Source organism: Terriglobales bacterium (assembly GCA_035567895.1).
Taxonomy (GTDB): domain Bacteria; phylum Acidobacteriota; class Terriglobia; order Terriglobales; family Acidobacteriaceae; genus Gp1-AA112.
On the sequence record DATMPC010000103.1, the window covers coordinates 68,094 to 94,427 of the forward strand.

Annotated in this window: 26 protein-coding genes; 23 read left to right on the top strand and 3 right to left on the bottom strand. The window is 56.9% G+C overall.

Annotated elements, in window-relative coordinates:
• Window positions 1-9 precede the first annotated feature (9 nt).
• Genes ctaD through cyoE form a run of 8 tightly spaced genes read left to right on the top strand, consistent with a single transcriptional unit; the run spans window position 10 to window position 7,751 of the window.
• On the top strand, window positions 10-1,683 hold the full coding sequence (gene ctaD / locus VNX88_21715) for a cytochrome c oxidase subunit I (protein HWY71299.1): 1,674 nt from the start codon (window positions 10-12) through the stop codon (window positions 1,681-1,683).
• 12 nt (window positions 1,684-1,695) lie between these two features.
• On the top strand, window positions 1,696-2,295 hold the full coding sequence (locus VNX88_21720) for a cytochrome c oxidase subunit 3 (protein HWY71300.1): 600 nt from the start codon (window positions 1,696-1,698) through the stop codon (window positions 2,293-2,295).
• 18 nt (window positions 2,296-2,313) lie between these two features.
• Window positions 2,314-3,180, top strand: coding sequence for a hypothetical protein (locus VNX88_21725; GenBank protein HWY71301.1), 867 nt, complete (start codon window positions 2,314-2,316; stop codon window positions 3,178-3,180).
• Window positions 3,177-3,911, top strand: coding sequence for a cytochrome c (locus tag VNX88_21730; protein HWY71302.1), 735 nt, complete (start codon window positions 3,177-3,179; stop codon window positions 3,909-3,911). Before VNX88_21725 ends, VNX88_21730 begins: the two co-directional genes overlap by 4 nt.
• A complete protein-coding gene (locus VNX88_21735; GenBank protein HWY71303.1) occupies window positions 3,908-4,450 on the top strand; it encodes a Rieske 2Fe-2S domain-containing protein in 543 nt (180 codons plus the stop codon). The genes VNX88_21730 and VNX88_21735 overlap by 4 nt, the downstream gene beginning before the upstream one ends.
• Window positions 4,441-5,931 carry a cytochrome b N-terminal domain-containing protein gene (locus tag VNX88_21740; GenBank protein ID HWY71304.1) on the top strand — a complete coding sequence of 497 codons (1,491 nt, stop codon included), beginning with the start codon at window positions 4,441-4,443 and terminating at the stop codon, window positions 5,929-5,931. The genes VNX88_21735 and VNX88_21740 overlap by 10 nt, the downstream gene beginning before the upstream one ends.
• Before the next feature lie 3 nt (window positions 5,932-5,934).
• Window positions 5,935-6,825 carry a cytochrome c oxidase assembly protein gene (locus VNX88_21745; protein HWY71305.1) on the top strand — a complete coding sequence of 297 codons (891 nt, stop codon included), beginning with the start codon at window positions 5,935-5,937 and terminating at the stop codon, window positions 6,823-6,825.
• Window positions 6,825-7,751, top strand: a complete 927-nt coding sequence (gene cyoE / locus VNX88_21750; protein HWY71306.1) for a heme o synthase — start codon at window positions 6,825-6,827, stop codon at window positions 7,749-7,751. Before VNX88_21745 ends, cyoE begins: the two co-directional genes overlap by 1 nt.
• Before the next feature lie 296 nt (window positions 7,752-8,047).
• On the opposite strand, the gene VNX88_21755 is transcribed toward cyoE, so the two are convergent.
• The gene (locus tag VNX88_21755) at window positions 8,048-8,815 is read right to left on the bottom strand and encodes an RNA polymerase sigma factor (protein ID HWY71307.1); all 768 of its coding nucleotides are present in this window, start codon (window positions 8,813-8,815) and stop codon (window positions 8,048-8,050) included.
• A gap of 536 nt (window positions 8,816-9,351) precedes the next feature.
• Here VNX88_21755 and VNX88_21760 point away from each other — a divergent pair.
• The 15 genes from VNX88_21760 to VNX88_21830 all read left to right on the top strand — a co-directional run bounded on the left by VNX88_21760 (window position 9,352) and on the right by VNX88_21830 (window position 23,954).
• Window positions 9,352-9,681, top strand: coding sequence for an STAS domain-containing protein (locus VNX88_21760; protein ID HWY71308.1), 330 nt, complete (start codon window positions 9,352-9,354; stop codon window positions 9,679-9,681).
• Entirely contained in the window at window positions 9,681-10,484 is an 804-nt protein-coding gene (locus tag VNX88_21765; GenBank protein ID HWY71309.1) for an ABC transporter permease, read from the top strand. Before VNX88_21760 ends, VNX88_21765 begins: the two co-directional genes overlap by 1 nt.
• On the top strand, window positions 10,484-11,287 hold the full coding sequence (locus VNX88_21770) for an ABC transporter ATP-binding protein (protein ID HWY71310.1): 804 nt from the start codon (window positions 10,484-10,486) through the stop codon (window positions 11,285-11,287). The genes VNX88_21765 and VNX88_21770 overlap by 1 nt, the downstream gene beginning before the upstream one ends.
• A complete protein-coding gene (locus VNX88_21775; GenBank protein HWY71311.1) occupies window positions 11,284-12,210 on the top strand; it encodes an MlaD family protein in 927 nt (308 codons plus the stop codon). Before VNX88_21770 ends, VNX88_21775 begins: the two co-directional genes overlap by 4 nt.
• Window positions 12,211-12,222: 12 nt before the next feature.
• A complete protein-coding gene (locus tag VNX88_21780; protein ID HWY71312.1) occupies window positions 12,223-12,825 on the top strand; it encodes an ABC-type transport auxiliary lipoprotein family protein in 603 nt (200 codons plus the stop codon).
• A 12-nt stretch (window positions 12,826-12,837) separates the two neighbouring features.
• Window positions 12,838-13,824, top strand: coding sequence for an alpha/beta hydrolase (locus tag VNX88_21785; protein HWY71313.1), 987 nt, complete (start codon window positions 12,838-12,840; stop codon window positions 13,822-13,824).
• A gap of 9 nt (window positions 13,825-13,833) precedes the next feature.
• The gene (locus tag VNX88_21790; GenBank protein ID HWY71314.1) at window positions 13,834-14,412 is read left to right on the top strand and encodes a DUF5698 domain-containing protein; all 579 of its coding nucleotides are present in this window, start codon (window positions 13,834-13,836) and stop codon (window positions 14,410-14,412) included.
• Window positions 14,413-14,608: 196 nt separating this feature from the next.
• Entirely contained in the window at window positions 14,609-17,077 is a 2,469-nt protein-coding gene (locus tag VNX88_21795) for a phosphoketolase family protein (protein HWY71315.1), read from the top strand.
• A 195-nt stretch (window positions 17,078-17,272) separates the two neighbouring features.
• Window positions 17,273-17,857: an HAD hydrolase family protein gene (locus VNX88_21800; protein HWY71316.1), complete on the top strand. Its 585-nt coding sequence runs from the start codon at window positions 17,273-17,275 to the stop codon at window positions 17,855-17,857.
• Window positions 17,858-17,922: 65 nt separating this feature from the next.
• A complete protein-coding gene (gene tkt / locus VNX88_21805) occupies window positions 17,923-20,082 on the top strand; it encodes a transketolase (protein ID HWY71317.1) in 2,160 nt (719 codons plus the stop codon).
• A gap of 8 nt (window positions 20,083-20,090) precedes the next feature.
• Window positions 20,091-20,564 carry an RpiB/LacA/LacB family sugar-phosphate isomerase gene (locus VNX88_21810; GenBank protein HWY71318.1) on the top strand — a complete coding sequence of 158 codons (474 nt, stop codon included), beginning with the start codon at window positions 20,091-20,093 and terminating at the stop codon, window positions 20,562-20,564.
• A gap of 22 nt (window positions 20,565-20,586) precedes the next feature.
• A complete protein-coding gene (tal, locus tag VNX88_21815) occupies window positions 20,587-21,558 on the top strand; it encodes a transaldolase (protein ID HWY71319.1) in 972 nt (323 codons plus the stop codon).
• Window positions 21,559-21,692: 134 nt separating this feature from the next.
• Window positions 21,693-22,358, top strand: a complete 666-nt coding sequence (locus VNX88_21820) for an HAD family phosphatase (GenBank protein HWY71320.1) — start codon at window positions 21,693-21,695, stop codon at window positions 22,356-22,358.
• A 105-nt stretch (window positions 22,359-22,463) separates the two neighbouring features.
• On the top strand, window positions 22,464-23,291 hold the full coding sequence (locus VNX88_21825) for a hypothetical protein (protein ID HWY71321.1): 828 nt from the start codon (window positions 22,464-22,466) through the stop codon (window positions 23,289-23,291).
• Between the two features lie 105 nt (window positions 23,292-23,396).
• Window positions 23,397-23,954 (top strand): DUF308 domain-containing protein, encoded by a 558-nt coding sequence (locus VNX88_21830; protein HWY71322.1) that lies wholly within the window; start codon window positions 23,397-23,399, stop codon window positions 23,952-23,954.
• Between the two features lie 261 nt (window positions 23,955-24,215).
• Here the strand turns inward: VNX88_21830 and VNX88_21835 are convergent, their stop codons facing one another.
• A complete protein-coding gene (locus tag VNX88_21835; GenBank protein ID HWY71323.1) occupies window positions 24,216-25,556 on the bottom strand; it encodes an NAD(P)/FAD-dependent oxidoreductase in 1,341 nt (446 codons plus the stop codon).
• 27 nt (window positions 25,557-25,583) lie between these two features.
• The gene (gene tpiA / locus VNX88_21840; GenBank protein HWY71324.1) at window positions 25,584-26,333 is read right to left on the bottom strand and encodes a triose-phosphate isomerase; all 750 of its coding nucleotides are present in this window, start codon (window positions 26,331-26,333) and stop codon (window positions 25,584-25,586) included.
• Window position 26,334: the final 1 nt, after the last annotated feature.

The window sequence follows — 26,334 nt, forward strand, 5'->3', positions numbered from 1 at the left end:
GACCAGCTTATGTCGTCGGATGCGATGGCGATTCCAAACGTGCAGGTTGTGAGCCAGCCCTGGATCCAGACACTGCACGAATGGCTGACCACGGTCGATCACAAACGACTGGGCATTCTCTACGTCCTCTTTGCTCTGGTCTTTCTCGTGATCGGTGGAATTGAAGCGGTCATTATGCGCATTCAGTTGATACGTCCGCACAACGACTTCGTCTCGCCGCAGGTCTTCAACCGAATGTTCACGATGCATGGGACGACCATGATTTTCTTCGTGGCGATGCCAGTCTTGTTCGGGTTCGCGAACTACCTGGTTCCGTTGATGATTGGCGCGCGGGACATGGCGTTTCCGCGCCTGAATGCCTTCAGTTTCTGGCTGACGGCTCTGGGTGGCCTTGTTCTTTACTTCAGTTTCATCGGTGGAAGCGGGCTGTACGGCGCCGGCAACGCACCGGACATCAGCTGGTGGGCGTATGCTCCTCTGGCCGCTCGGGCGTTTTCCCCAGGCCACAGCTCGGATTACTGGACGATTGCGGTGCTGGTTTCAGGGTTTGGCAGTATTGGCACGGCCATCAATCTCATCGCTACGATTCTTTGCATGCGGTGTCCCGGAATGACACTCAGCCGCATGCCGTTGCTGGCGTGGCTCAACCTGGTGATGGCGGGAATGGTTCTGATCGCTATTACGCCGCTCTCTGCGGCGCAGATCATGCTGTTGGTGGACCGGTATCTGGGAGGGCATTTCTTCGATACGCAGGCCGGTGGGTCAGCCGTGCTTTGGATGCACTTCTTCTGGATATTCGGCCATCCGGAAGTATACGTCCTGATTATTCCCTGCTTTGCCTTCATGTCGGAAATCGTTCCGGTGTTTTCCCGGAAACCGATTTTCGGATACCCAGTCATGGTCGCGGCCACCATCTCCATCGGCTTCGTTAGCCTGAGTGTGTGGGCTCACCACATGTTCACCGTCGGAATGAATTCCTATGCCAACAGCTTTTTCACGATCACGACAATGGCCGTGGGGATTCCGACGGGAATCAAAATCTTCAACTGGCTCGGCACTATATGGGGCGGGAAGATCCAATTCAAGACACCGATGCTGTTCTGCATCGCATTTCTGTTTCAGTTTTTAATTGCTGGTCTCACGGGCATCATGCAGGCCGCAGCGCCCTTTGATTGGCAGCTTAGCTACTCGTATTTCGTTGTGGCGCACTTTCACTATGTGATCGTAGGCGGAATTCTGTTTGCGCTCTTCGCCGCCTTCTATTACTGGTACCCGAAGGTCACCGGAAGAATGCTGAGCGAAAGGCTGGGCAAAATCCATTTCTGGCTTTTCGTCATCGGCTTTCATCTCTGCTTCGACGTGATGCACATTGAAGGATTGCTCGGCATGCCGCGTCGAATCTACACCTACGAGCCCGGCCGCGGCTGGGACACATTGAACCTGATCGTCACCATCGGCGCATTCATCCAGGGGATCGCGGTTCTGGTGTTTGTAGCGAACTTGATCATTTCTTATTGGAAGGGTGCCATAGCGGGAAATGATCCCTGGGATGCATGGACCCTCGAGTGGTCAGTGAGCTCGCCGCCACCTGAATATAACTTTGCCTCCATTCCCGTCGTCGCCAGCCGGCGGCCGTTGTGGGACTTGAAGCATCCAGAAGACCCGGATAGTCGCTATGAATGAAAGGAGCGAGCAATGAGCGCGATCGCGTTTCCGCGTCTGGAAACACCGGCTGAAGCCTGGAGTCTTCCGTATCGCGGTACGGTGGCCATGGCCGGTCTGATCATCGCCGAGTCGGCGATCTTCACGATTTTCGTGGCTGCCTATCTCTTCTACGTAGGAAAGAGCCTCACGGGCCCGACTCCTGGAGAAGTTCTCGAGACGCCCATCTTCTACACGATCTGTTTGCTGTCGAGCAGTCTCACCGTTCACCTCGCCGGAAAGTCCCTTCAAAAGGGTAAGCGAAGCGCGTTCCTGGGCTGGTGGTTGTTCACAATTCTCTTAGGTGGTCTCTTTTTGTTCGGCACTGGCCGCGAGTGGCACCGGTTGATCTACGAGCGGGGGCTGACGATCTCTACGAACCTTTTTGGAACAACCTACTACTCGCTGGTCGGTCTGCACGCCTTTCACGTCACCGCGGGTCTGGTGATGCTGACAATCGTGCTTATCTTCGGCTTGGCTCGCCGTGTCGGCGTGGAACACTCCGCTCGCGTCGATGTGCTTGCTTTGTATTGGCATTTTGTGGATGCCGTGTGGGTTGTGGTTTTCACTGTGGTTTACGTTCTCGGGCGCTGAGGAGAAAACATATCAACGATGGCATCTGCGAAACAAATGGAGCGAGTGGTTGGGGCACCAGGCGAGATCGAAGTGCCTGCACCGACCGCGTGGCCGCTGGTGCTGGCTTTCGGACTTACCTTGGCGTTCACGGGCCTGCTTACGAGCGCGTCGGTCAGCATCCTCGGCGTCGTGCTTATTGTGGCGGGTTGTGTCGGTTGGTTTCAGGAAGTCTTGCCGCACGCGCATGAAGAAGTCGTGCGCGTCGGGCTTCGAAAGGACGTGGCCGTAACGACCGAGCGCCGGACAGTCGAGCGGTTTCCGATCACGCCAGATCAGCAACGCGCCTGGCTTCCTATCCAAACGTATCCGGTGTCGGCCGGTTTGAAGGGCGGACTTGCGGGAAGCGTAGCGATGGCCGTGGTGGCCTGTGCGTATGGAGTGCTGAAGGTCGGAAGCATCTGGTACCCAATTAATCTTCTGGCGGCAGTGATCCACGCACAGTCGCTGAAACTCGTACCCGGACAGTTGAATTCGTTTCACGCGGACAGCTTTGCGATTGCTGTGGGTCTGCACCTCCTGGTCTCCACGCTCGTCGGATTGCTTTACGGCGCGATGCTTCCAATGTTCCCGAAACGGCCAATCGTACTCGGAGGACTGATCGGCCCGGTCTTGTGGTCGGGGCTGCTGTACACAATGATGGGGCTGCTCAATCCTTTGCTGGAGAGCCACATTGACTGGGCGTGGTTTATGGCTTCGCAAGTGGCCTTCGGCGTCGTCGCCGGCATCATCGTCGTAAAGCAATCGCGAATGCCGACGCACGAGAACGTGTCCTTCGCCATTCGCGCCGGGGTTGAAGCTCCGGGGATTATTCCACCAAAAGGAAGCGGAGAAGAACGCCCGTGAACGCATTTCGGTATCTATGTGCATCTTCGGCGCTCAGTGCGATGCTGCTCTCGGGTTGCAACTCTCCGCACGGCCGGCCGCGCACAGGCTCTGAGGCTTTGGCGCCGAATCAGGTTTCGGAATTTCGAACTCTGTATGCGGAAAACTGCGCTGGATGCCACGGCACGGAAGGACGCGGAGGAGCGGCGATCGCGCTCGCCGATCCGGTCTATCTGGCCATCGCGGATGAAACGGCAATGCGCAAGGTGATCGCCAACGGCGTGGGCGAAACCTCGATGCCGGCTTTCGCTCAAAGCGCGGGCGGAATGCTGACGGATAAGCAGATCGATGTGATCACCAGAGAAATCCGATCACGTTGGGGCCGGGTGGGCGTTCTCGACGGAACCAATCCGCCTTCCTACGCACCGAAAGCTACAGGCAATGCTCTGAGAGGCGAAGCCGCGTACAAGAACTACTGCGAATCGTGCCACGGCCCGGGAGGCCGAGGCGGGCAAAAAGGGAGCGCCATCACCAATGATTCATTTCTGGCGCTGGTGAGCGACCAGGGTTTACGCACGATTGTCATCACCGGCCGTCCTGAATTGGGAGCCCCCGATTGGCGCGGTAACGTGCCGGGCAGGCCGATGTCGGACCAGGACGTTACCGACGTAGTCGCCTGGATGAGCGCGCAGCGCCCTAAATTTCCCGGCCAACCGTACTCTCCATCGCCAAAGGCAGGACAATCTCCATGAACGACTCCAACGACCTCACACGACGAGCACTCTTCGCCAAGGTTGCGCTTCTGCTGAACGGCCTGGCGGCAACCGCTCTTGCCGTTCCTGTTTTGGGATTCTTACTTTCTCCGGTGTTGCGCGGGCGGAAATCGGCATCGCAATCGTGGGTCTCGCTCGGCGGACTCGATCATTTTCCCGAAGGCCAGACCCGCCTGGCAAGCTATCGCAATCCCATGGTTAACTCCTGGGATGGTGAGACCGCCAACATCGCCTGCTGGGTTCGCCGGATGGCGGGCGAGAAATTCCAAATATTTGCCGTAAACTGCGCGCACCTGGGATGTCCGGTGCGCTGGTTTCCGCAATCGGCACTGTTCATGTGCCCCTGCCACGGTGGAGTCTACTACTCCGATGGCAGCCGCGCGTCAGGACCTCCGGAGCGCGGCTTGTTCGAGTATCCCTACAAAGTTGAAAACGGCGAGTTGGTGATTCAGGCCGGCGAATTGCCGACTCCAGGACCCAGCGCCAAACTTGGTGGCAGGAAGTCGTCATGCGCGTGACCGTCGGAAAGATCGGGCGCTGGTTCGATGACCGGCTGCAGGTTGCGACCATCGTGCGCGGCGCCGCGGCGCATCCTGTCCCACGCGAAACCGCGAGCTGGGCTTACGTGTTCGGGAGCGCCGCGCTTACCGTCTTCATGGTTCAGATCGTTACGGGTGTACTGCTGGCGCTCATCTACGTTCCTTCTGCGAGCGAGGCCTGGAATAGCCTGCAGGTCCTGAATCATGAGGTGACTTTAGGCTGGTTCATTCGTGCTGTTCACGGATGGGGCTCGAACTTCATGGTGGCGATCGTCCTCATCCATATGGTCCAGGTCTTTTTGTTCGGCGCCTACAAGTATCCCCGCGAGCTCACCTGGATCGTAGGTGTCTTCCTTCTTCTTGTCACTTTGGGAATGGCCTTTACCGGACAGGTTCTTCGATTCGACCAGGACGCCTATTGGGGACTCGGAATCGGCGCCTCTATCTCTAGCCGCATTCCGGTTTTGGGACCATGGATCGTCCATTTGCTGCTGGGCGGCCCGATCATCGCCGGAGCAACCCTTTCCCGCTTCTTCGCGTTGCACGTCTTCTTGATTCCTGGCCTGCTGATTGCATTTGTAGGCGTCCATGTGTTGATGGTTCTTCGTCTGGGAATCAACGAATGGCCGATGCCCGGCCGTGTGGTGCGTCGCGCGACTTACGTGAAGGAATATCACGAGCGCACGGCGAAGGACGGTATCGCCTTCGTGCCTTACGCAATCTGGAAGGACCTGGTCTTTTCCGCCTTTGTAGTCGTTCTTCTCATTGCGTGCGCTCTGTACTTCGGACCTTTTGGGCCAACAGGCCGGCCGGATCCCACAGTCATTCAGACTGTCCCTCGTCCTGATTATTTCTTTCTTTGGATCTACGCGCTGCTCTCGCTATTGCCGCCATCGTTGGAGACGCCCGCTCTTCTCATCGGTCCGGTGATTGCCATCTGCGGATTACTCCTACTCCCCTTTATCGCCGGAGAAGGTGAAAAAAGCTGGCGCCGGCGTCCGGTGGCTGTTCTCTCCATCGCGCTAATCGCGGTGGTCTTTGGGGAGTTTACGCATCTCGCCGGCAACGCTCCCTGGAGCCCCGTCATGAATGCGTGGAGCGGCCAACCAATTCCCGCTCAGTTCTTGAAAGGAAGAACAGCGCTCGAACGGCGCGGCGCACTGGTCTTCCAGGCCAAACAGTGTCACAACTGCCACTCCCTCGAAGGCAATGGCGGAATGCGCGGGCCGTCGCTTGATGCGGTGGCCGTGCACCTGACTCAGGATCAACTGATTCGGCAGGTGATTCAAGGTGGCGGAAACATGCCTGCCTATGGAAAGAATCTCAGCCCCGCCGAGACTACCGCGCTGGTCGCATTCCTCGAGACGTTGCATCCACTACGCCAGTCTCCAGCGCGTGATGCCTCGCAGGCAGCGACATTAGGAAACGAATCCAGCGGGCCTTCTGCGGTTCAAAAGTAGGTTATGCACTCTCACCTTCATCAGCCGGAGTCTTGGTCGTTTCCTCTGGGCCTGACTGCTTCCCTGCTAGCCGTCGCGATCGTCTACGTTCGCGGTTGGTGGCGCTGTCGCACGACGTTTCCCAAAGTAATTTCCGTATCGCGGCTGGTCGCGTTTCTGAGCGGACTCTTGTTTGTGTGGATCGCAGTAGCTTCTCCGCTGGGAACCCTCGATCACGAGATGCTTACTGCCCACATGCTGCAGCATCTTCTACTGATGGCAGCCGCCGCACCCTTGATTTTGCTCGGAGCTCCGGCCGTCCCACTATTGCACTGTCTTCCGCAATCATTCATTCGTACAGGCGTTAGTAGTCTCTTCCGCCGCCCGTGGGTGCAATGGCTCGGACGCGCTGTGACGCACCCGATGTTTTGTTTGTTTGCGCCCTCACTTGCGTTGATCGCGTGGCACGTTCCTGTGCTGTTTGAGATTGGAATGCGATCCCAGGCGTGGCACGACGTTCAGCAGATGTCTTTCTTCGCGACTGGAATTCTCTTGTGGTGGCCTGTAATTCAGCCCTGGCCAAGCGTCGCGCGCTGGCCACGGTGGTCGATTCCGCTATACCTGTTCTTCGCCACCTTGCCCTGCGACGCTCTTTCCGCTTTTCTCACATTTTGCGATCGCGCCATTTATCCCTCGTACCAAACTGTTACCGCGCCTTTCGGCCTGTCACCCCTTGCTGACCAGCAGCTCGCGGGCTCGTTAATGTGGGTTTGCGTAACTTTTATCTACTTGTTTCCGGCCGTCGGAATCACGATGCGGATACTCTCTCCTTCGCGCCGGCAGCGCTCGTTCTCGGAGGCTCCCAGCGCTAAAACACCGCCCAAGGATCCGTCCGGGATCGGAGTTTCCTGGTGATGGTCAGTCAACCTGCAGCCCTGACGTTGGGAGTGGAAGAAGCTCCGAGATTGCAAGCTCGCCTTGCAACACTTGCCGACTACTGGATGCTGACGAAGCCGGAAGTGAATCTCCTGATTCTGATCACAACGCTCGCAGGATTTTGCTTAGCTCTTCCATCTTCAACTCAGCACTTCCCGGTATTACTCCTTATTAATACGTTGCTGGGAACGCTGCTGGTCGCCAGTGGGACAGGAGTTCTAAATCAATTTATCGAGCGTACTTTCGACGCTCAGATGAGAAGAACTGCTCGACGCCCGATAGCGTCCGGCAGAATAGCTGCCTCGAGTGCCTTCTGGTTCGGGATCGCGTTGGCTTGCTCGGGCTGCCTTTACCTCGGCGTGGCCGTCAATAAGCTCGCAAGCCTGCTCGCGCTCCTCACGCTGTTAAGTTATTTGTTTGTCTACACACCGCTTAAAAGAAAGACTCCGCTTTGCACGCTCGTGGGAGCCCTCCCGGGTGCGATGCCACCGCTGATCGGATGGGCCGGGGCAGCCGGCAAGTTGAGTCTGGAGGCTTGGTCGCTATACACCATTCTCTTCCTCTGGCAATTCCCGCACTTCATGGCGATTGCCTGGATGTATCGGGAGGATTACTCACGTGCCGGGTACCTAGTTCTTCCTCACGAAGAGTCGAGGGGAAGCCTTATGGCTCTGCAGGCCGTTCTGCCATGTCTGCTCCTGGTACCGGCGGGCCTCATTCCATTGATTCTCGCGCATTCTTCTTTCCCCTATTGGGTCGCCAATCTACTGCTCACCTCTGGCTTCCTCATCTACGCCGTCCGACTGGCTGTTGAAAGATCAAATGCGGTGGCAAAGCGACTGCTCTTAGTGTCCATCATTTACCTGCCGCTAGTCTTTTTCACAATTCTGCTCAGCAAGCCCTGAACGTCAAGCCTCGTCTAGTGACTGCGGATCTTAGGGTGTGAGCGTGGGTTGAGGGATACCGATCTGGAACTAGTATCTGCAAATCGCAAGCGAGATCTGTAAGCGATTCAGACCTGACTCGTCGTTATGGAACTATACGATTCAGAGGAGGGAGGAGGGTTCCGGCCGGGACGGTTGGTCCGACCCGCGCGGGAGGAGGTTAGAAAGTCACGCCGGAACCGGATGAGCCCTCCACGGCGACTTCCCAGAAACTTTGACAGCGTCTTACTTCTTCATTGCGGACTTACAGGCAATCTCTATGCACCGTAGCCTGCGCATCCTCCTTGTTGTTGATTAAAGGCTGCGACTGGCAAGTGCGCCACGGCCTGTGTACGTTCAGGTCGGTACTCGGACGAAAACGCTTTGCGTCCTGCTTTCAAGTCAAGGCTGAATTGGGTCTTGGTCCTGCGCGTGGCGTTTTGAAACCGCTGCGTGAGTTTGGCGCGGCCACGAGTGAGCTGCGCTTTGATAGTTCCGTGGGGTACGCCCAGTGTCTCTGCAGCCTTTTTTATGGAAAAGTCATCCCGCTGATGGAGCCGCAGAGCCGCTTGCTGCGAGGATGGAAGGCCAGCGATTAGCTTGCGAACAAGTTCACGCTGCTCGCCCTGTTCCAAGGTCTGCTCCGGAGTGGGACTCGGGTCCACGAGTAATTCCGAAATCGCCCACTGGCCGTCCTTGGGAGCTTCGTCTAGTGACAGCATTTGGCGTCGACCGCGCCTTCGCAACTGCATGCGTACTGCATTAATGACAATCGATATCAACCAAGTCGACATCTGCGCACGACCGTCGAATTGCGCAATGTGTCGAAATGCCGACAGCATAGCGTCTTGCACTGCATCTTCGGCATCTTCGGGATTGCGTAGAGAGCGCATCGCTATGCGCTTCAGGCGAGGCAGCGCGTCCGAGAGAATCTTCTCGAACTCGCGTCGACGTTCGCAGCTTGTCGCTACGGGGACTCCTTGGGGACCAGCAACGGCCACGAAGGGAAGACTGGAATCTTCAACTGCAGGCATCAGTGTCGGCATACTTCGCGAATCTCCGTTTCCGAAAGCTGTTTTTCGAACCGAATGTCGTTGTTCGCTTCTCACTTCCGATACAGAGCATTTTCCGTACCAACAGCAAACCGGCCCAAGAGTCCCTTGCCTTCTGTAGGAATTGAGAGGCTGTTGTGGAAGCACTGTCATGTGCTTACGAGCACTGGACCGTTGGCACACTCGACGGGCACGGTCTCCGGCGCTCGCGTGCATCGGAAGTCACAATGTCGACTCCGTGAAAGCGCCGACTGTCAGATGCCAACTGCTTGACACTGGCGTTTGTTTCGGACATAGGAACCGGCGGCTCCTCTCTCCATGCATGGCGGCTAAACGATTGTCCTGCAGCAAGATGGGCGCGGGAGCCTGCGGCATTCGTATGGAAGTTCGCATGCCCTTTAACGAGAGCGAACCCTGAACGTAAGAAATTTGGCTTGCGGTCAAGGCGATGACATCGTCGAGGGCATGATCTGAAGAAAATTCTGTTAACACACGGCGCAGTTACTCCGACCGATGATCTTGAAATCACCGTGGATCATGGCGAAGAGGGCGCTCTCGTGCGCTTGAATGGCCACCTCAACATTGATTCTTCACCAGCCCTGCGTAATCGGCTTCTGAGCATGCTGAGGGAGCAGTCAACCAAAACCGTGATCGTCGACTTGACGAGAGTCTCCTACATTGACTCTTCAGGCATTGCGACTCTGATCGAGGGACTCAAAGTCGCGCTCAATCGCCAAATCACGTTGCGCTTGCAAGGTCTGCAAGGTCGTCTCCTTCATTTATTCGAGACTACGGGCGTATTGGCTCTCTTCGAAAGGGATGGCGGTAAGAGCACTTCCTCACCGCCAAAGGTTTCCTGATGGCAACTGCTCTCGAAAACGTCGGAAAAAACACCATTACTCAACTCGACTACGTCGGGAGCCTGAATATTCAGTTGTGGGCGACTCTCCGGGCAATGGGGACTGCGTTGCCGTTTGTGGGAAATCGTTATCGGTGGCAGGCATCCGTGCGCCAGATGCTGCAGATCGGCGTTGACGCCCTGCCGATGGTGTCACTGATGGCTATTTGCACCGGCTTCATTCTGGCCATGCAGGGAGCGTCTGAATTGCGACGCTTCGGAGCTTTGCACTACGTCATCGACCTGGTTGCAGTTGGCTTTACACGTGAACTCGGCCCGCTGCTTACTGCTATCGCTGTCAGCGGACGTTCTGGTTCGGCTTTCGCGGCAGAAATCGGAACTATGAAGGTGACCGAAGAACTCGATGCGCTTCGCGTCATGGCGCTCGAGCCTGTGGAGTTCCTCCTTGCGCCGAAGTATCTCGCAGCGCTGATTTCAGTTCCCTGCCTCACCGTCATCTGTAATGTGTGCGGCATATTGGCGGGCGGATTATTCATGTTCTTCAGCACGCATCTGACGCCATTGCTCTACTTGCGATACGTGTTGACATCCATCCAGTTGCAGGACGTGATCACAGGACTCATCAAGAGCGTGGTCTTCGCCACGATCATTGCGCATGTTGGCTGCCTGGAAGGGTTCCGTGTCCGTGGAGGACCCGATTCGGTAGGACGCTCCACAACCAGCGCGGTCGTGAAATCAACGTTCCTGGTCATTATCGCTGACGCCGTTTTCACGGCCATCTTTTACTTCATGGGAAAGTCGTAATGCCGATCATTTCGATTCGCGACTTGGTGGTCGAATACGACGGGCGACGCGTATTGGACGGTCTCAATCTCGATATCGAACAGGGAGAGACGATGGTCCTGTTGGGCGGCAGCGGTTCTGGGAAGAGCACGCTATTGCGGCAGATCATCGGGCTTGAACGTCCGAAGTCAGGCAGTGTTTACGTAAAAGGAATTGATATCACCCGCTGCTCACCCGCCCAATTGAAAAACGTCCGGCGCTCAATAGGCGTGGCCTTTCAAAGCGCGGCTTTATTCAACTCGCTGTCAGTTGAGGAGAACGTCGCGCTCTTGCTGCGGGAACACACAGCACTCGCTCCGTCGATTATCGATCTGATGGTCTGGATGAAGTTGGCGGTGGTAGGGCTGGGAGATTTCGGCAAGTTGCAACCGCAGGAGCTGTCGGGCGGAATGAAGAAGCGTGGCGCCGTCGCCCGTGCTCTGGCGCTGGATCCTGAAATTCTTGTGCTCGACGAACCTTCTGCGGGTCTGGATCCGATCGTCGCCGCGGAACTCGACGAACTGATTCTGCTTTTGAAAAACGCTTTTCAGATGACAGTGATCGTCGTGACCCATGAAATGCCGAGCGCCTTCCGGATCGCCGACCGCATCGCGATGCTGTACAAGGGCGCGTTCAGGTCGGTTGGCACAAAGGAAGAAATCAGGGCCAGCAAAGATCCACGCGTCCGGCAGTTCCTCGATCGCATTCCCGGGGACATGGCAAAGGCGCCAGCCGTAGCCGCTTACTTCGAAAAATACCTGCAGCATCAGGAGATGTACAAGTGACAACAGAAGCAAAAGTAGGAGCGTTTGTCCTGGGATGCTTCGGGATCCTGGCGTTCACGCTCATTTACCTCATGAACGCGCAATTCAGCGGCGCGACAGTTCCATATCGGACCTATCTTAAGTATGCCGGTGGGCTGGAGCCGGGAGCCTCGGTGCTCTTTGGCGGCATCAGCGCCGGCAAAGTAACAGCCGTTCGGCCCTGGGCGACAGACCCAACCCGAATCGAGATTCTTCTCGAAGTAAAACAGGGTACGCCTCTCAATGAGAAGTCCGTGGCCAAACTGGGTCTGGTCAGCATTATGAACAGCGCTTCTTTATCAATCACTACAGGCAGCAATGATGCAAAGCGACTTCCACCGGGGTCATCCATTCAGTCGCAGGAAGCCGCCAGTCTGGATGAGATCGCCGGCAAAATGGCCACCATCGCGGACAACGCAAATGCCTTGGTCACGCAGGTTAAGGGAGAGCTGGAAGGAATCAGCGGCGACGCCCGACATCTCCTCGCCAACCTCAATACCGTTACGGGACCGGTCAATCAACAGAAGATTCGAGCCGTGCTGGATAACGTGAACACCATGCTCGCGACGGAAGGTCCGAAGATTGATCGCATCTCAGATCAGTTGATCGCAGTCAGCCAGCATGCCGATGACACCATTCAGAATGTGAATGGCACAGTCACCGATATCCGGGACCCGATACGCAAGGATCTGGCTGAGTTGCAGAGTACTTTGCAGGCAGCCAAGAGCTTACTCACGGATATGCAGGTTATGGTGCGAGCGAACGACTACAAGATCGACGATACGGTGGACAACCTGCGGGTAGCAACCGACAACCTGGATCAACTGACCGACTCACTGAAGCAGCGTCCCTGGAGCATGATTCGGATCAAGCAACCGAAAGAGCGGCAGGTCCCGCAACAATAAGGAAGGGCGCATATGAAAAAGCGCGTGATGATATTTCTGTTTGCCATAGCACTCCCGATCGTTCTGGCGGGTTGTGGAGGCGCGGTGAAGTACCCGAACTACTACACTCTGCACGTGCCGCCTCCACCCGATCCACCGGCGCAGGAAGGCAATCGCACATCTTTGGCAGTACGCGAATTTCGATCGCCCTCTTACCTGCGGCAAGGGGCCATTGTCTACAAAACGTCCCCGGAGCAGATCGGGTTTTATAACTACCATCGCTGGGCCGTGGATCCTCGTGAGTTCCTGACCAACGCAGTTGCGGAGCGCCTCAGCGCGAGTGGAAACTTCGCGAACGTAAAGCTGTACGACGGCCGCTCCAACGTCGATTACGTTCTCAGCGGACGCCTTGAGAAGCTCGAGGAAATTGACTACGAGGGCGGCGTCAAGGTCGAGGTTGCGATTTCAGCTCAGATGACGAACCTTGCCACTGGTGCGACCGTGTGGAGCAATGCTGTCTCCGAGGTTGGAACAGTCAACAAGCGCGATGTACCTGCTGTTGTATCCGAAATGAACCGGACGATGGATCGGGCGATCGAGAAATTGCTCACGCCGGCTCCTGCAGTCACCAAGTAAAAGGAGGTGCTAATGGCAGTTCCTGGTGGTCAAGCCACAACTATTCCTTCTACCGAGTTTCGAATTACCAGCACAGATGGGTTGCAAATAGCCTGCGCGCGGTGGGACAGCCGTGGGGGTGTGCGAGGCGTGGTCCAGATTGCCCACGGTATGGGTGAACATATCGGGCGGTATGCAGGGTTGATCGAGTTTTTGGTATCCGCGGGGTTCACTGTTTACGGAAACGATCACCGCGGACACGGCCGCACGGCGTCTTCCGCGAAGCACTTCGGCGACTTCGGCCACTGGGGCTTCGACTTGCTCGTCGAGGACATGGTGCGGTTAAGCGCTATTGCCAGAGAAGAAAATCCCGATGCTCCATTCATCCTGCTAGGACACAGCATGGGCTCTTTCGCAGCCCAACAATACGTGCTCGAGCATAGCCGCCAAGTCGACGCACTTGTCCTTTCTGGATCAGGCGCTCTGGACGGACTCGCACACCTCGCCAGTGCAGCGCCGCCGGGCAGGAACATTCTGAACGCTCCCTTTGAGCCGGCGCGGACTCCACTCGACTGGTTGAGCCGCGATGACGCAGTTGTCAATGCGTTCATTAACGACCCGCTGTGCTTCCCGCGACTTCAGCCCGCGTCTTTCAATTCATTTCTCGCGGCTGCGCCTCGATTGTCCGATCCCATGAGGCTTGGAAGGATACGTTCCGACTTGCCTATCTACCTTTTTTCGGGCAGTGCAGATCCAGTGGGCCAACAACTCGAAGGGCTTGAAATCCTGATAGCTCGCTACCACCAAGCGGGACTCTACGACATTACGCATGATTTTTACTCCGGCGGGCGGCACGAGATGCTCAATGAACTAAATCGCGACGAAGTCCGGGCTAATCTGCTTGCCTGGATCTTCGGGGTTCTGAAGAAAGAGGACCAGAGCGAGGCCGCTTCCGTTAGGGAAAACGCAATTCCTGCGGAGGATCAATCGAACATGCAAACAGAAGATGGTAGGAGCTAAGCAAGCTACATGCCGACGTCTGTAGCCATTACCTTTGTCCTGATTATCGTGGCGCGAATCACTGATGTCACGCTGGACACAGTTCGCACCGCGGCGATCATTCAAGGCCGTCGCGTATTTGCAGCGGTCCTTGGCTTCTTTGAAGCCGTCATCTACATCTGCGTCGTGGCTAAGGTCCTACTCAACGTGAATCACCCGATATATGCGCTCGCATACGGGACCGGATTTGCTTCCGGAACATTCTTGGGAATTTTGATCGAGCAGCATCTGGCCTTCGGGGAGCAGGTGGTATCACTTTTCACGAGGAAGGGCGCAGAGCTCTCCAAGGCGCTTGCAGATGCTGGCTATCTCACGGCGGAAGTGCACGGGCATACGCGCGAGGGAGACTTGGCGATCCTCCACGTTGAGATTCCCCGCAAACTCACTCGCGACTTAGTTCGGGATGCCACCGCCGTCGATCCGAGTTGTTTCTGCGTGATCAACGATGTGCGAATGGCGAAATTCCTAGCAGGCTCAACGCAAAACTCCACGCACATGGGCATGAGCACCTCAGATGCGCATGGATTTGCTCGTTTGAAACGTCAATAAGGTCAGCCAAGTGTTTGTCACCTGCCATCGCCCTCGCAACTCTTCATCGACCGTCGGCTTCCATTTTCAAACGCTTACGAGTGGTCTCAGGGTTGCACTTCTGAGGACGCCATCAGCGAATGGCAAGAGCCAACCACTTGGGCAACGAAACGAAAATCCATTCCGACTCCACCGCGGGGAGCAAGGAGCTTAAGAAATGACCCCAGTCGTAGAAGAAATCGTAGAAGTAGCAGAAGAGCCGTCAACCACTTCAAGTTTGAGCGCATATGGAAAGGCGAGATCCACCGTTCAAGGATCGCCCCTGAACTCCGAGGAATTAAGAAAGACAGACGCTTATTGGCGTGCCAGCCTCTACGTCTGCCTGGGGATGCTTTACCTTCAGGACAACCCCTTGCTCCGTGAGCCGCTCAAGATTGAGCACGTCAAGCCACGCATGCTGGGTCACTGGGGCTCGGATGCCGGCCAAGCCTTCACTTACATCCATTTCAACCGACTGATTAAGAAGTACGATCTGAATGCGTACTACGTTTGCGGACCCGGGCACGGGGCGCCCTCGGTTCTGTCCCAGGGCTACCTCGAGGGGACATATTCCGAGGTCTACCCGGACAAGAGTGAAGACCTCCGCGGACTGCAACGCTTTTTCCGGCAGTTCTCATTCCCGGGAGGGATCGGCAGTCACGCCACCCCCGAGACCCCCGGCAGCATCAACGAGGGCGGCGAGCTGGGCTACTGTATCTCGCACGCCTACGGATCGGTCTACGACCACCCCGACCTGATCGCCCTGACCGTGGTGGGCGACGGCGAGGCCGAGACCGGCCCGCTGGCCACGAGCTGGCACAGCAACAAATTCCTCAACCCGATCCGCGACGGGGCGGTGCTACCGGTGCTGCACCTCAACGGCTACAAGATCAACAACCCCACACTGCTGGCCCGCATCAGCCGCGAGGAGCTGGAAGCGCTGTTCGTCGGCTACGGGTACACCCCGCATTTTGTGGAGGGCAGTGACCCCGAAAGCATGCACCAGGCGATGGCCGCGACCCTGGAACACTGCGTCCTGGAGATCCGCAAGATCCAGGATGAGGCGCGGCGGACCGGCAAGCCATCGCGACCGCGCTGGCCCATGGTCATTCTGCGAACCCCCAAGGGCTGGACGGCCCCGCGGAAGGTGGACGGACAATACCTCGAAGGCTTCTGGCGCGCGCACCAGATCCCGCTGCCTGACGTCCACTCCAACCCTGCTCACCTGCAACTGCTGGAAAAATGGCTGCGCAGCTACGAGCCGGAGAAGCTCTTTGATCAGGCGGGCCGGCTTATCCCGGAACTGCGAGCGCTGCCGCCTGAGGGAACTCGACGGATGAGCGCCAACCCCGTGACCAACGGCGGGCTGCTTCGCAAGCCTCTCGACATGCCGGACTTCCGCACCCTCGGCATCGAGGTCAAGAAACCAGGAACAATCCAGGTCGGTAACGCCGGCTTCCTCGGTGCCTTGATGCGGGAGATCATGAAGCGGAATAAGAACAACTTTCGACTCTTCGGGCCGGATGAGTCGCAGTCCAACAGGCTCGACGCCGTGTACGAGGTCACCGAGAAGGCTTGGCTCGCTGAGTATTTCCCGGAGGACGCCGATGGCGGCCACCTGGCCCCGGACGGGCGCGTCATGGAGATGCTCAGCGAGCATACCCTTGAAGGGTGGCTGGAGGGCTACATTCTGAGCGGCCGGCACGGCCTGATCAACAGCTACGAGTCGTTCGTCCACCTCCTCGACTCAATGTTCAACCAGCACGCAAAGTGGCTGGAGAAGTGCAGCGAGGTACCGTGGCGGGCGAAGGTCTCCTCGCTCAACATGCTGGTCAGTGGCCTGGTCTGGCGACAGGACCACAACGGGTTCACGCACCAGGACCCCGGCTTCCTCGACGTGGTCGCGAACAAGAGCCCGAGCATAGTGCGCGTCTACCTTCCGCCCGACGCCAACTGCCTGCTCTCAGTCGGCGATCACTGCTTCCGCAGCGAAAACTATATCAACGTCATCGTTGCAGACAAGCAGCCGCAGGACATGCAGTACCTGGACATGGAGGCGGCGATCGCCCACTGTACCAAGGGCCTGGGTATCTGGAACTGGGCCAGCAACGACCAGGGGACAGAGCCCGACGTGGTAATGGCAAGCTGCGGCGACGTGCCGACGGTGGAGTGTTTGGCGGCCACCGCCCTGCTGCGGCACCACATCCCCGATGTGAAGATCCGTGTCGTGAACGTCGTAGATCTGTTTAAGCTGCTGCCCAGCACCGAACACCCGCACGGGCTGACGGACCGTGAATTCGAGGCCGTCTTCACGGCGGACAGGCCGGTGATCTTCACCTTCCACGGATACCCGGGGCTGATCCATCGACTCACCTACAGGCGGCCAAGCCAGCACAACCTCCACGTGCGCGGCTACAAGGAGCACGGCAACATCAACACACCCCTGGAATTGGCCATCCGCAACGAGACCGACCGCTTCACCCTGGCCATCGATGCCATCGATCGGATCCCTCGCTTGCGCACCACCGCCGCCGCTGTTCGCCAAGAACTTGCCGACCAGCGAATTGCGTGCGAGCAGTACGCTTACGAGCACGGCATCGACCGGCCCGACATCACCGAATGGAGGTGGCCGCACCCGACCTCCTAGGTTGGAAACAGCGTGAGGGGTGGCTGGCAACGGGGAATCGGCCACCCTCGGGCAACCACCAAGCGCAACACTTGAAAGCGCAATTCCAGAATACGCATTGCGGAACGATGATCACCGGAGCGATGTGAATGAGTCTGCTTACGACATCAATGACAAGATTGGGTCCATCATCAAGAAAAACCGGGAGCGTCGCCTATGTCTGACACTGGTCTTGCGTGCCTCGCTTCGCCTGATGTATTGGCCCGTGCCCGTAAGATCAAACTTTTTCTGATGGACGTAGACGGTACGCTGACCGATGGCGGCGTCTGCCTGATCTCGGCCACAATCGCCGACGGCTTAGGAGAACCGATCGTCTCCGAAATGAAAGTGTTCAACTCCCGGGACGGCCAGGGATTATCGCTTGCCCACACCATGGGGATTCAGACAGGCTTCATCACCGGCCGACATTCACCGGCCGTGGCTAAGCGTGCTCAAGAGCTGAAGGTCACTTTTGTTTATCTGGGACAGGGGAAGAAGACGGCGGCTTTCGAAGAGTGCGTACAAAAGGCAGGCGTGAGGGAAGACGAGGTTGCTTATATGGGTGATGACCTGCCGGACATTCCTCTGGCGCAGCGAGCCGGACTGGCAGTGTGCGTAGCCAACGGGGCACCTGAGTTAGCGGCCGTATGCCACTTCACCACTCGCCAGCTTGCGGGGCGGGGTACCGCGCGCGAGGTGGTGGAACTAATCCTGAAGGCGCAGGGACGTTGGGAGGAGGCGGTGCCCCAGGCGCTTGCGTAACAAAACTGCCGATTAGGAATTTAGAACGAAACCGACACTAGACCGCCACCAGCGAAAGGATCTGTATGAGTGTAACCATCGAGACTCCCATCTCTCAGGCACCCCAGGACATCAACACCGTACCATTCCGGGAACCGGCGCGCAGCGCCTCCGGAGCACAGCAAGACATGGATTTGCTCAGCATCAACACCATCCGCACCTTGTCCATGGATGGTGTGCAGGCGGCGAATTCAGGGCATCCCGGAACTCCAATGGCATTAGCGCCGGTGGCGTACTGCCTGTGGCAGCAGTTCCTTCGATTTGATCCGCAAGATCCCGTATGGCCCAACCGCGATCGCTTCGTGCTCTCGATCGGGCACGCGTCGATGTTGCTCTATTCACTGCTTCATCTGACCGAAGTGCGAGCCGTTAGCAAAGACTATGAAACTCTCGGCGAAGTATCGGTGCCGCTGGATGCCATCAAGGCGTTCCGCCAGCTGGATAGCCGTTGTCCCGGACATCCTGAATATCGCTGGACGTCGGGCGTCGAGACCACTACGGGACCGCTAGGTCAGGGTGTCTCTACCAGCGTCGGCATGGCGATTGGTCGGCAGTGGCTGGCCGCGCGCTACAACCGCCCGGGTTTTGAGGATCTGTTCGACTTCAACGTTTACGCTTTGTGCGGCGATGGATGCATGATGGAAGGCATCTCTCACGAAGCCGCCTCCCTCGCCGGACACCTGGGGCTCTCAAATCTCTGCTGGATTTACGACAACAATCACATCACGATCGAGGGCAACACATCGCTGGCCTTTACCGAAGACGTGGCCACTCGCTTCATTGGCTACGGTTGGAATGTGACGCGGGTGGGTGATGCAAACGACCTCAACATGCTCGCTCGTGCCTTTCGAAACTTTCAGAGCACGAAAGGTCGCCCTACCTTAATTATTGTGGACAGCCACATCGGCTATGGCGCACCACATAAACAGGACACTAGTGGGGCCCACGGCGAACCCCTGGGCGAAGAAGAGATCCGGCTGGCCAAACGAAACTACGGCTGGCCTGAAGACAAAAAGTTCTACGTGCCAGATGGAGTCTACGATCACTTTCGTCAGGGCATCGGAAAGCGGGGTCAGCAGTTGCGCGACGCCTGGTTCGCGCGAATCGCCGAATATGGCAAGCAGTACCCAGAGCTGGCGAAGGAATTATTCCAGATGCAGCACCGCCAGCTCCCTGAAGGATGGGAGCGTGACTTGCCTGAGTTCCCGGCCGATGCCAAAGGCCTGGCAACTCGCGAGTCTTCAGCAAAGGTGTTGAACGCAGCCGCCAAAAACATCCCCTGGTTAATCGGAGGATCAGCAGACCTAGCACCTTCTACGAAGACCCGCCTCACGTTCGAGGGCGCAGGGGATTTCTCGTCAGACAATTATGCCGGACGCAATTTTCATTTCGGGATTCGCGAGCACGCCATGGGCGCCATCCTCAACGGAATGAGTCTGGTTAAAGTCCGCCCCTTCGGCTCGGGATTTTTCATCTTCGTCGATTACATGCGCGGGTCTCTGCGCCTAAGCTCCTTGATGGAGCTTCCTGTCATTTACGTCTTCACGCACGACTCGATTGGAGTCGGTGAGGACGGTCCAACCCATCAGCCCATCGAGCAACTTGCCCACATGCGCTCCATGCCCGGGCTGATTATGATCCGGCCTGCAGACGCGAATGAGGTGACTGAGGCGTGGAAAGTCATACTGCAACTGCATCACGGGCCGGCGGTACTGGTGCTCACTCGCCAGGCCGTGCCCACGATCGACAGAACGAAATATGCGGCCGCTTCGGGACTGACGCGAGGCGCCTACACTCTGGCCGATGCCCCCGGTGCCGACCCTGAGGTCATCCTCATCGGCACCGGTAGCGAGGTTGCACTCTGCCTCGAGGCATATGAGCAACTGACTAAAGAGGGCGTGCGGGCGCGAGTAGTCAGCATGCCGTCGTGGGAATTGTTTGACGATCAGGATAAGGGCTACCGAGAATCGGTTCTGCCTCCGAGCGTGAGAGCGCGCGTGTCGGTAGAAGTGGCATCGGATTTTGGCTGGTCCAAATACACTGGCTCCGAAGGGCATAACCTTTGTATCGAGAGCTTCGGCGCTTCCGCACCTCTCAAGCAATTGTTGAAGAAGTTCGGCTTCAGTGCGGACAAGATAGTTGCTGCGGCGAAGAGCCAGATCGCCCGGCACGGGAGCACAAAGTGAAAGTAGGCGTGGGAGCAGATCACGGCGGTTTCGAAATGAGACTGCAACTTGCGAAGTTGCTGAAGGAAGAGGGCTACGATGTCGTCGATTTTGGCAACAAGGTCTATGACACCAGCGACGACTATCCGGATTTTGCTATTCCACTTGCGCGGGCTGTGGCCGGCGGGGAGATAGATCGGGGCATTCTCGTGTGCGGCAGTGGCGTCGGAGCGTCAGTGGCTGCCAACAAAATTGTCGGCGTTCGAGCCGCGCTCTGTCACGATCACTTTTCGGCACGTCAGGGTGTGGAAGACGACAACCTGAACGTACTTTGCTTCGGAGGCAGGACTACGGGCATCGCAATCGCCTGGGAGTGTACGCAAAACTTCCTCAACGCCCGGTTCAGCGGCGCAGACCGGCATCGTCGCCGGCTGGCCAAGGTTACTCAACTCGAAACACTACGGTCACAGCCAGAAGTGGAATGTGACTGTCCGCAGCTATGAGCTTGCATAACAGGAGAAAACAATGACGCTGTTTGAATCGTTGAAGAAATACACGACCGTTGTAGCGGATACCGGTGATATCGAGGCTATTGCCCGCCACCGTCCGCAGGACGCCACAACCAATCCTTCCCTTCTTTATCACGCTGCCCAGATGCCTGCTTACCGGCACTTAGTGGAAGAGGCTGCTGACGTTGCGTCGGAGCTCGGCGGTAGTCATGCACAAATGGCGGAGGAGTTCATCGATCATCTCTTCGTGCTCTTCGGATCCGAGATTCTCAAGGTAGTTCCTGGCCGGGTATCCACGGAAGTTGCAGCGAGCCTGAGCTTCGATTCTCCCGCCACAGTCGCCAAGGGTCGCAAGCTCATCTCGCTCTACGAGAAGAAAGGCATTTCGCGCCAACGCATTCTGATCAAGATCGCCAGCACATGGGAAGGAATTCAAGCGGCCGCGATGCTGGAGAAAGAAGGCATCCACTGCAATCTAACTCTTCTTTTCAGCTTCGCCCAGGCAGTCGCATGCGCCGAGGCTGGAGTCACCTTGATCTCGCCTTTCGTGGGCCGGATTTACGATTGGTATAAGAAGGAGGGTGGTGGCAAGGAAATTCCTCCGGACCAGGACCCCGGAGTTGAGTCGGTTACGCGAATCTACAACTACTACAAGAAATATGGTTACAAGACCCAGGTGATGGGCGCGAGTTTCCGCAATGTGAATCAGATCGTCCGCCTGGCTGGATGCGATTTGCTCACCATCAGCCCCGAACTTCTCGACCAGTTGGAGAAGACGGAGGGAACTCTAGAACGCAAACTCGATCCAGCCAAATCTCAAGCAAGCAAAGATGAGCGTCTGCGCCTCAGTGAAAAAACCTTCCGCTGGATGCACAACGAGGACGCAATGGCGACGGAAAAGCTCGCTGAGGGAATTCGCAAATTCAACAGCGACGCGCGTCACCTGGAAGAGTACGCGCTCTCGCAAGTCGCCGAAAAGGTCGGGTGAGTAGTGGCCCCCGCGAAGGGTGCGGCTCACCTTAGGTCGAGCCGCACCGCATCGTGCGAGATCAATAGCTTTCTTGAGTGGAATCGCGTTGCGGCACATTTTCATCAAACAAGTATCCGCGTTGGAGGCTGTAGATGAGCGCTAGTCGGGCGGTTCTTTGGGATATGGACGGGACTCTCATCGACTCAGAAGAGTTCCACTGGATCTCCTGGCGGAACGCGCTCGCCGATGAGGGCATCACCATCACGCATCAGCAGTTTCTTGCCTCGTTCGGCCAGCGCAACGATTCCATCCTCCCGCAATGGCTGGGCACTGCGGCGACCCCAGAGCTCATCGAGAAAATCGCAAAAGCCAAAGAGGAGTTATACCGTCATCTGATTATCCGAGACGGAATCTCTCCCCTACCCGGCGTTGGCGATTGGGTGGACCGACTTCACAAACAGGGATGGCTTCAGGCTGTTGCCTCGGCAGCTCCACGCGCGAATATCGATGCAGTCCTTGAAGCTCTATCGGCGACTCATATTTTTCAGGCCATCGCCTCCGCCGAAGATGTGCACCGAGGCAAACCAGATCCTGAAGTGTACTTAGTGGCTGCTTCGCGGGTCGGCGTGCCGCCCGAACGATGTGTAGTTGTGGAGGATGCGGCTGCCGGAATTGAAGGAGCACGCCATGCTGGCATGCGGAGTATCGGCGTTAGTCGCGACGGTCATCGTTTGGCGGCTGATGTAGTAGTGCAGTCCCTTGATCTTCTGGATTCTGACGCTTTTGAAGTGCTACTTCGGGCAGGACAGTTGCTGTAACAGAGCGGGGGAGTGCATAACTTACAGTCAGAATCAGGAGCGCTTGCTTCAAACCGGCTGAGGTAAACAGGGACTCTTAGGAGAAAGATTTTGAGGAGAAAGATAATGATGAAGTTCAAGCTGAATTACGGATTGGTTGTTGCATTGTGTCTGGCCGCGTCAGTCGCGTCGGCCGATTCTTTGGAGCTAAAGAATGGCAGCCTGATTCAGGGCAAATTCGTGAGTCGCACGGATACTGAAATCACCTTCCAGGTTGGCTCATCGATTCAGAAGTACAACCTGTCTGACATTGTTTCGCTCAAGTTCGATTCCGAAACGGAACGAAACGACACGCTGCGGCGGCGGAGTTCGCTCTCGAGCGAACCGAACACCGTGGGGCGTAGCAGCTTGAGCCCACCGGTGTATGTCACTATCCCGGCGGGAACGCGGATTTCTGTGCGGACGGTTGATGGCATCGATTCCACCAAGAATCACCCCGGGGATCGCTTTCAGGCTTCGCTGGAAGAACCGCTGATGGTAGATGGTAACGTGATTGCCGCAAAGGGGAGCGACGTCTATGGCCGACTGGCGGAGTCGAAGAAGTCAGGGAAGTTTACTGGGAGATCGCAACTACAACTGGAGCTAACCGGGATTGTTGTGAATGGTCAGACCGTGCCTGTGGTGACGGGAGAATATGAATTGACCGGCAAGTCGCGCGGAGCAAGCACTGCCAAAAGGACAATCGGCGGAGCGGCGGTCGGGTCCATTATCGGAGCCATTGCGGGCGGAGGCAAAGGAGCAGCGATCGGTGCGGCCGCCGGCGGTGGGCTTGGCGCAGGATCGGAAATTATCACCAAGGGCGACCAGGTGAAGGTGCCAAGCGAGACCCTGCTTGATTTCACGTTGCAGCAGGATCTGTCGATCCCGAGCCCCGGAGCTAATTCGGGAGAGTAACGAAAAATCAATAAACTCCGGTTCTGAAAAGCATCAGATAAGTCGCCCGGATTTCAGAGAATCGTCTTTTCCTATAGGATTAGTGCGCTTCGTGAGGAGATCTCCATGGCAGAACAGTCTCCCATCGACATCGTGCGGCATGCCTCGACCTGGTCAATCGTGTGGGGCGCGCTGCTGATTATCTTCGGCATACTGGCGATCAGCTCGCCCATGCTCGCCGCCATCGCGGTCAGCACTGTCATTGCCTGGCTCATCGTTTTCGCTGGCGTAGTCCACGTGATCCTGGCATTCCACGCTCATGGCGCCGGCAGCCTGATCTGGAAGCTGTTAGTGGGAATCGCGTATCTGTGCTTCGGTGGTTATCTACTGGTGCATCCAGTGCTGGGTGTGGCGTCGCTTACGCTGTTGCTCGCGTGTCTGTTCCTGATTGAAGGTATCTTGAACATCGTTCTGTTTTTTCGGATGCGCTCCATGCGCGGGTCAAACTGGGTGCTGATTGATGGGATCGTCACCCTCCTATTGGGTCTGATGATCTACCTGCAATGGCCGTCGAGTTCCGCCTGGGCGATCGGCACCCTGGTTGGCATAAGCATGCTCATCAGCGGCGTGACTCGCGTGATGCTGTCGTTAGCCGTGCGCCGAATCGCGACTGCGGTGGCGTAGTTGCGTTTGGCGAAGGCTGGGGAAGAATACCGTCCATGGCTGGCGCAGTTCGCTGGTAGTTCCCTGTTATTTTTTTGAATCTCACGCGAAATAACGCCAACTGTTTTGTTGACGGTAGGTTAGGGAGATATCCACAGAACTCTCTGTTAATTCGCTGGTCCAGAGCAAAATTTGCGGATTTTGGGCAGAATTCGACGATTTTGAGATCGAATTCAAAAATCCCCCTGTTTTCTTCCCTGTTCTCTTGCATTTTCCTGGACGTCACCCGGTCTTAACCATAGGCGTCATCTTTTGAGAGGCAATTTCTTTTTCAAAGTTGAAATCCGAGGATGCAGCGCCAGTAATTAGCCGCGCTCCACGGCTGAAGGTCAGATCCTGGATCGCCCATTTCATGAAAACGATGATGCGACTCTGAAACTCGACTATGTACATGAGGTGGATGAACACCCAGACCAACCAGGCCGGCAGGCCCGAAAGGTGCACGCCGAAGACATTGGCAACTGCGGCCGCCCGACCAATCACGGCGAGATTTCCTTTATCGAAATACTCGAAGGGCTCCGGCTTCGCTTGGCCTCGCACTTTCCTCACGATCGCTTTCGCTGCATACGTTCCTTGTTGCATCGCAACTTGCGCGACGCCGGCGAGTGGCTCTCCATTCTTGTTGACAGTAAGCGCGAGATCTCCGATGACGTAGATGTCCGGAAAATTAACAAGTGTAAGGTCGGGGCCAACCTTGATTCTTCCTCCCCGGTCGGTTTCAGCTCCAGTGCGTTTGGCCAGTGTCCTCCCCAAGGGAGAAACCGTGACACCGCCAGCCCATATGACGGTCTTCGAGGAGAGGCGCTCTGTGGAACCGTTGATCTGAAGGCTTACTCCGTCTCGATCGACATCCTTAACCATCGTGCCCATCTTCGCTTGGACGCCGAGCTTCGCGAGGAATCGCTCCGCCTTGCGCGCCAAGTCTTCGGGAAACGACATGAGCAATCGCGGAGCTCCATCCAGCAAAATGATCTGCGCCTCTTCGGGATGTATGGAACGAAAATCGTTCTTCAGCGTCTGCCGCGCAATTTCCCCGATAGCCCCCGCCAGTTCCACCCCTGTGGGTCCTGCTCCCACGATCACGAAGGTGAGCCAGGCGCGCCGTTGGGCAGGATCGGGAAGCCGTTCTGCAACCTCAAATGCGTAGAGGATCTTGTGCCGGATGTTGATCGCTTCTTCCACACTCTTCAGGCCCGGAGCCCATTGTTGCCAGACGTCGTGACCGTAATAGGAGCTTTGCGAGCCGGCCGCGACAATCAGAGAGTCGTAGTCGAAACTGGCGCCGTCGGCGAGCAGCACGCGCTTCGATACAGGATCAATGTCGCGGACGTCGCCCAGCAACACGCGAGTATTTTTTTGATGGCTCAAGACACCGCGCAGTGGCGCGGCGATCTCGCCGGGTGAGAGCGAACCGGTAGCAACCTGATACAGCAGAGGTTGAAACAGATGATAGTTTCGGCGATCGATCAGGGTTACGTCGACAGGAGCCGACTTCAGCGCCTGAGCGGCGCATAAACCACCGAACCCACCTCCTATAATAATGACCTTCGATTTTCCACTCATAAACCTTCGCTCCTCTCGAGCAAGACTTCACCACTTCACAATCGTCGCGAACGACCCAGGATCCAGGCTGGCTCCGCCAACTAACACGCCATCGATTTCCTCTTTTGACATTAACGCAGTAGCGTTTTCCGGTTTGACGCTGCCGCCGTAGAGGATTCTTAGACTTGTTCCTGCACCGTCGCCGACGGCTTTCGCTGCTTCCTTGCGAATGAAAGCGTGCGCTTCGGCGGCCATTTCTGGAGTGGCCGTCTTCCCGGTGCCGATAGCCCAAACAGGCTCGTAGGCAAAGCAGAAGTTGTCCGCGTCGGTGACGGAGACCTGGCGCAGGGCGGTGGCAACTTGCCGGGATAGCACGCGCTCGGTTAATCCCGATTCACGCTCTTCGAGTAATTCGCCAACACATACAATCGCTTTCAATTTTTCTTCGAGAGCGCTTCGAAGTTTACGATTTACGTCAATGTCGGTCTCACCGAAGTACTTGCGGCGTTCGGAGTGTCCGATGATCACTTGTCGACAGCCCATTGCTGCCAGCATTGCTCCACAGATCTCGCCGGTGAAGGGGCCCTCCTTTTGCCAGTACATATTTTGCGCTCCGACCTCGATCTGACTGCCTCGGACGGCGTCAAGCGTGGCCGAGAGACTAATGAATGGCGGCAGGATAGCGATATCGTCGCGTTCGTGCCCCGAGATCAGCGATGTGAATTCGCGAACGAAGGCCACAGCCTCGTCGGGCTTTTTGTGCATCTTCCAATTGGCTGCAATGAGCTTTTTCCGCATG

Bases quoted from the DNA above. Each gene is read 5' to 3' on its own strand.
- VNX88_21825 (HWY71321.1), top strand. From the start codon at position 22,464: ATGATGAAGTTCAAGCTGAATTACGGATTGGTTGTTGCATTGTGTCTG.
- VNX88_21755 (HWY71307.1), bottom strand. From the start codon at position 8,815: ATGCCGACACTGATGCCTGCAGTTGAAGATTCCAGTCTTCCCTTCGTG.
- VNX88_21735 (HWY71303.1), top strand. From the start codon at position 3,908: ATGAACGACTCCAACGACCTCACACGACGAGCACTCTTCGCCAAGGTT.
- VNX88_21790 (HWY71314.1), top strand. From the start codon at position 13,834: ATGCCGACGTCTGTAGCCATTACCTTTGTCCTGATTATCGTGGCGCGA.
- VNX88_21800 (HWY71316.1), top strand. From the start codon at position 17,273: ATGTCTGACACTGGTCTTGCGTGCCTCGCTTCGCCTGATGTATTGGCC.
- VNX88_21745 (HWY71305.1), top strand. From the start codon at position 5,935: ATGCACTCTCACCTTCATCAGCCGGAGTCTTGGTCGTTTCCTCTGGGC.
- VNX88_21770 (HWY71310.1), top strand. From the start codon at position 10,484: ATGCCGATCATTTCGATTCGCGACTTGGTGGTCGAATACGACGGGCGA.
- VNX88_21725 (HWY71301.1), top strand. From the start codon at position 2,314: ATGGCATCTGCGAAACAAATGGAGCGAGTGGTTGGGGCACCAGGCGAG.
- ctaD (HWY71299.1), top strand. From the start codon at position 10: ATGTCGTCGGATGCGATGGCGATTCCAAACGTGCAGGTTGTGAGCCAG.
- VNX88_21830 (HWY71322.1), top strand. From the start codon at position 23,397: ATGGCAGAACAGTCTCCCATCGACATCGTGCGGCATGCCTCGACCTGG.
- cyoE (HWY71306.1), top strand. From the start codon at position 6,825: ATGGTCAGTCAACCTGCAGCCCTGACGTTGGGAGTGGAAGAAGCTCCG.
- VNX88_21795 (HWY71315.1), top strand. From the start codon at position 14,609: ATGACCCCAGTCGTAGAAGAAATCGTAGAAGTAGCAGAAGAGCCGTCA.
- tal (HWY71319.1), top strand. From the start codon at position 20,587: ATGACGCTGTTTGAATCGTTGAAGAAATACACGACCGTTGTAGCGGAT.
- VNX88_21720 (HWY71300.1), top strand. From the start codon at position 1,696: ATGAGCGCGATCGCGTTTCCGCGTCTGGAAACACCGGCTGAAGCCTGG.
- tpiA (HWY71324.1), bottom strand. From the start codon at position 26,333: ATGCGGAAAAAGCTCATTGCAGCCAATTGGAAGATGCACAAAAAGCCC.
- VNX88_21785 (HWY71313.1), top strand. From the start codon at position 12,838: ATGGCAGTTCCTGGTGGTCAAGCCACAACTATTCCTTCTACCGAGTTT.
- VNX88_21820 (HWY71320.1), top strand. From the start codon at position 21,693: ATGAGCGCTAGTCGGGCGGTTCTTTGGGATATGGACGGGACTCTCATC.
- VNX88_21765 (HWY71309.1), top strand. From the start codon at position 9,681: ATGGCAACTGCTCTCGAAAACGTCGGAAAAAACACCATTACTCAACTC.
- tkt (HWY71317.1), top strand. From the start codon at position 17,923: ATGAGTGTAACCATCGAGACTCCCATCTCTCAGGCACCCCAGGACATC.
- VNX88_21740 (HWY71304.1), top strand. From the start codon at position 4,441: ATGCGCGTGACCGTCGGAAAGATCGGGCGCTGGTTCGATGACCGGCTG.
- VNX88_21780 (HWY71312.1), top strand. From the start codon at position 12,223: ATGAAAAAGCGCGTGATGATATTTCTGTTTGCCATAGCACTCCCGATC.
- VNX88_21835 (HWY71323.1), bottom strand. From the start codon at position 25,556: ATGAGTGGAAAATCGAAGGTCATTATTATAGGAGGTGGGTTCGGTGGT.